At 34.5% G+C, this 4,947-nt stretch carries 4 protein-coding genes; 1 reads left to right on the top strand and 3 read right to left on the bottom strand.

The window, feature by feature from the left end:
- On the bottom strand, positions 1 to 1,250 hold a 1,250-nt coding region (locus tag ABY285_RS12195), incomplete at its 3' end, for a peptidase U32 family protein (protein ID WP_372770448.1).
- Positions 1,251 to 1,424: 174 nt separating this feature from the next.
- Here ABY285_RS12195 and ABY285_RS12190 point away from each other — a divergent pair.
- Positions 1,425 to 2,414 carry an aspartate-semialdehyde dehydrogenase gene (locus ABY285_RS12190; RefSeq protein WP_372770446.1) on the top strand — a complete coding sequence of 330 codons (990 nt, stop codon included), beginning with the start codon at positions 1,425 to 1,427 and terminating at the stop codon, positions 2,412 to 2,414.
- Between the two features lie 74 nt (positions 2,415 to 2,488).
- On the opposite strand, the gene ABY285_RS12185 is transcribed toward ABY285_RS12190, so the two are convergent.
- Together ABY285_RS12185 and ABY285_RS12180 are read right to left on the bottom strand one after the other, a co-directional pair.
- Positions 2,489 to 4,585, bottom strand: a complete 2,097-nt coding sequence (locus tag ABY285_RS12185) for an AsmA-like C-terminal region-containing protein (RefSeq protein ID WP_372770444.1) — start codon at positions 4,583 to 4,585, stop codon at positions 2,489 to 2,491.
- 108 nt (positions 4,586 to 4,693) lie between these two features.
- A partial coding sequence (locus ABY285_RS12180) for a hypothetical protein (protein WP_372770442.1) occupies positions 4,694 to 4,947 on the bottom strand: 254 nt, incomplete at its 5' end.

Below are 4,947 nucleotides of genomic sequence, written 5' to 3'. Positions count from 1 at the left end.
GCTTCAACTACATTTTCAACAATTTTATACAATTTATCCGACGGACGAATTCTAAAATCTATTTTAAAAGTACAAGAATCTCCTTTTTGGGCTTTTTCTCCCTTAATGTCATTTATAAACATTTGGGTCACTTCCATTTCTTTGGCCCCGGTGGTAGGCCCTGTAATTAAAATGGTATCGCCAACTGCAATGTCATAAGCTTCAATTTTAAATTCGGCAATTTTGGATTTGGGAAAATAATGCATTCCTTTGCCCACATATACTTTTTTTTGTGTCGCGTGGCTTCCGGATCCATTGCTCCATTCCCCTAATTTTTGTCCCAAATAATAACCGCTCCAAAATCCGCGATTGTACACTTTTTCCAATTCCAGCATCCATGAAATCACCTTTTCTTTGCTGTAAGTTCCTTCTTCAATACTGTCAATGGCGTCGCGGTAACATTTAATTACACTCGCTACGTATTCAGGAGCTCTTCCCCTACCTTCAATTTTTAACACTTTTACGCCGGCATCTTCAATTTGATCCAAAAAATCTATGGTACATAAGTCTTTTGGCGACATAATATACTCATTGTCCAATTCCATTTCAAATCCGGTTTCCTGATCAATAACCGTATACTTTTTTCGGCAATTTTGTTTGCATGCACCTCTATTTGCTGATGAATTTGAAGAATGCAAACTCATATAACATTTTCCTGAAACTGCCATGCACAATGCCCCATGGCCAAAAATTTCAATTTCCAACAAATTTCCTGAAGGTCCGCGCACGTCTTCTTTCACAATTTGCTCGGTAATTTTTTTAACCTGGCGCAAGCTCAATTCGCGACTCAACACCATCGTATCGGCGAACATGGCATAAAATTTCACGGTTTCAATATTGGTAACATTTATTTGGGTTGAAATATGAACTTCCATTCCAATAGCCCTTGCGGTTGCAATAACCGCCTGATCCATTGCAATAACCGCTGTAATATCTGCCTCCTTTGCTTTTTGAAGCAAGGTTTTAACAATTGATAAATCATGATCGTAAATAATGGTGTTTAAAGTAAGATACGTTCTTACATTTTTTGCTTTACATCGCGTTGCTATTTCCTTAAGATCATCTATGGTGAAATTTATGGAAGCCCTTGCGCGCATATTTAACTGCTCAACACCAAAGTAAATTGAATCGGCGCCATTGTCCAATGCGGCCTGCAACGATTCAAAACTTCCGGCGGGAGCCATCAATTCAATTTTTCCTGTAGTAGTCATGCTGTTTTTGATTTTTTGCAAAATTACATTATTTATGATAACTATTTCAGTTACAAATCTTTTATCATTTTTTTAACAGAAAAATATTTATCTGTTAATTTTCAATAATTTAGTGCTTGTTTCTTACATTTTTTTATAAAATTTGCAACTGTATTAAAATAAAAATATAAAAAGATGAAAGTAGCTGTTGTAGGCGCTACCGGAATGGTAGGAGACGTCATGTTGCAAGTGTTGGCGGAACGGAATTTTCCAATTACCGAATTATTGTTGGTGGCTTCAGAGCGTTCTGTTGGGAAGAAAATAGAATATAAAGGAAAAAAATATACGGTGATAGGAATGCAGGATGCCGTTGATGCGCGTCCGGATATCGCTTTATTTTCTGCAGGAGGAACTACTTCTGAATTATGGGCTCCAAAATTTGCTGAAGTTGGAACTACTGTTGTTGATAATTCTTCTGCCTGGAGAATGGATCCCTCCAAAAAATTAATAGTTCCTGAGATTAATGGCAATGAATTGACCAAAGAAGATAAAATTATTGCAAATCCAAACTGTTCAACAATTCAGTTGGTCATGGCTTTGGCCCCTTTGCACAAAAAATACAAAATGAAACGTTTGGTAATTTCAACCTACCAATCTGTTTCCGGCACTGGCATAAAAGCAGTGCAACAACTTGAAAATGAATCGAAAGGTATAAAAGGTGAAATGGCATATCATTATCCAATCAATAGAAATGCAATTCCGCAGTGTGATGTTTTTTTAGAAAACGGCTACACCAAAGAAGAAATGAAATTGGTTAAAGAACCTAAGAAAATATTAAATGATGACTCTTTTACCGTTACAGCAACTGCTGTGCGTATCCCAACTTCCGGCGGACACTCTGAAGCGGTGAACGTTCAGTTTGAAAATGATTTCGATTTAAGCGAAGTTCGAAAATTGTTAAGTGAAACCCCCGGAGTTATCGTTCAGGATAATTTAGACACCAATACTTATCCAATGCCAATTTACGCCCACAATAAAGATGAAGTTTTTGTTGGCAGAATAAGAAGGGATGAATCACAACCAAACACCTTAAATATGTGGATTGTGGCCGACAATCTTCGTAAAGGTGCCGCAACAAACACCATTCAAATTGCAGAATATCTGATTGCAAATAAATTGCTTTAGGTAAAGAAATATTATATTTTGAAGAAAAAAGGGAGCTAAGAGCTCCCTTTTTTACTTAGTATAGCGAACCATTCCTATTGCTTCTTTTTGAGCAAATTCTTTAAAGCATTTTTAACAATACTGTCTTTTATTTTATTTATGGGTTCTTTAATAGGTGTTATGGTTTTTGTGGTATCAACACGCTCGGTTTTAACGGTATCGACTTTGGTTTTTCCCGGTATTAAATTGCCTAAAGCTTCTGTCGCCTGGTTAATCAGTTTTCCTTTTTGCATTTCTACCAATTGAGTAACTAAGTTGGTTGTGGCCTTACTGATGTCGGTTGAAACTTTCGGATTTGTAAAACTTCCAGTTAAATTAGCATTTACAGGAAAATTTTCGATTTTTGCTGCATCTGCAGGTGTTAATTTTGAAATTAAATTATTGACTTCTGTTCCTAAATATTTTACAGGAACATCAAATTTTAAATTATAAGCCATGCTTTGATCAAAACCATGTGAGCCTCCAACTTCAATATTGATGTCCTGATATTTAAGCGTAAAAGGATTAATTTCTACTTTTCCGTCTTTAAAAGACAATGCCATTTTTAGCTGGTCCAAATTTAATTTTTCAAGGTCTATAAATTTTATATTTGAACTTAGAGAAGAAAGCATTGGTGAATTGGCAGGATTTAATTTAGAGTCCAACAATTGACCAATTAAATTTCCAGAAATGGATTTAAGATTGGGTGTCATATTATCGTTTAAATTTCCCGATAATTTTATGGTAGAGTTTAACTTCCCTAGAACAGCATTTGCAAGTGGGGCAATTGCTTTTAACATCGCTAGCTGCGTAAAAGATTCTGAAATGTTCAAGGAATTTAAGCCTAAATCCATGTCGAATTTTGGCGTTTTTTCTTTGGTTGATACCATTCCGCTTAAGGCTATTTGTCCGCCAAAAACATTCATTTTTAAATTGCTTAATGCAACAGTTTCATCTTTAATAACCAAATTCCCCGAAACTTCTTTTAAATTCAAATTATCATAAACCACCGTTGTTGCTTTGGCGTTGATAGTAACATCTAAAAACGCAGGAATTTTGAGCGCTTCTTTGGTCACGCTAGTTGCGGTAGTATCGGTTTTTGTTTCCATAAAATCGGCAACTTCAAATTGTCTGGAACTCATGTTGAAATTCCCTTTCAATACTTGATTTTTAAAAATAAATCCATAAAAATTATCCAAACTTCCTGTTACAAGAAAATCTGAATTTCCAGTTTCCCCATCAAATTTATTCAAACGAATGTCCTTTGGATTGAAGGCAATGGCGGCTTGTTTAATTTTAAATGGTTTTACCATTTCCTCGCTTTCATAATTGAAATCTGTTACTGTAATGGTTCCTGTATTTTGAATGTTTTGATATTGACTTGCTTCAACCGATTTCATATCAAAACGCGTTACAACATCGGCCTTTAAAATACCAGTTAACGGTTTTTCTAATTTTACAGGATAGGCTTTGGCAACATTTGCCAAATTCACAATTCCCTTAATCTCGGCATTTATCAATGGGTTTTCATTGATATTTTGAATGGTTGCTTTTGCATTAAACACATCCTGATCGATGGTAAATGATAACTTGTTGAGGTTTATATAAGTGTCATTAAATATTCCTGTTTTGTTTACAATACGGGAATCTATCACAATATTTTTTACCGATTTCGGCAAATCAGGGTATTGAAACGAAGCATTTTCAGAGGCAATTTCAACATCAAATGCAGGAATGGTATTGTTTGCATAAGTACCTTTTATAATTCCATTTACCTTAAAATCCCCTGAAGTTTTTATGCCATCCAACTTTCCTAAATACATTTCAGGAATTAAACCCAAAAAGTTTTTAAAAGAAGAAACCGGCGTTTTAAATTTCATATCATACACTTGTCCAGAGTCTGTTATCTGAATAAATCCGTCAAATGCAATTGGAAGCAAATTAACCAAAGCCTCATTTTCCTTAAAAGTATATTTAAAATTTTCCAAATCCAATCCCAGTAAAGCATCAAGTGACAATACCACGTTTTTTAAATAGTTTGTCTTGTCAATGGAAACGGCCAGTTTGGCGGTAGATTTGGTGTCTAAATCCAGAATTTTACTCTTAAAATTACCACTTCCTTCGTGATTAATGCTGTCAAGAATCACGCTCATTTTAGAAGCTTCATCAAAATAAGTAAAACGAAGATTTTTTATGTCATAATGCTGAAAATTAAGTGCAAAATCATTATTTTTAATACTGTCCCTTTCATTTTTATCTTTTTAGGCAATGTCATAATTTGCTAAACCATCTTTATTAAAAACGACATTCACTCTTGTATTTTCAATGCTAAAAGCATCAATACTCATGGGTTCTCCTTTTCCTTTAAAAAGTTCTTTTATGCTCATTTTAAGGGAGAACGTTTTAGAATAAAACAACGTGTCATTTTCAAAAGGAGCTTTGTTAACAATACTTAAATCGTCAATTATAATGGTGGCTTTCGGAAAGTTTTTAAGTAAACTCAAATCAACGTCGT

Source organism: Lutibacter sp. (assembly GCF_041555395.1).
Taxonomy (GTDB): Bacteria; Bacteroidota; Bacteroidia; order Flavobacteriales; family Flavobacteriaceae; genus Lutibacter.
Note: the sequence above shows the minus strand (reverse complement) of the source record. Positions and strands in the feature narration are given on the sequence as shown.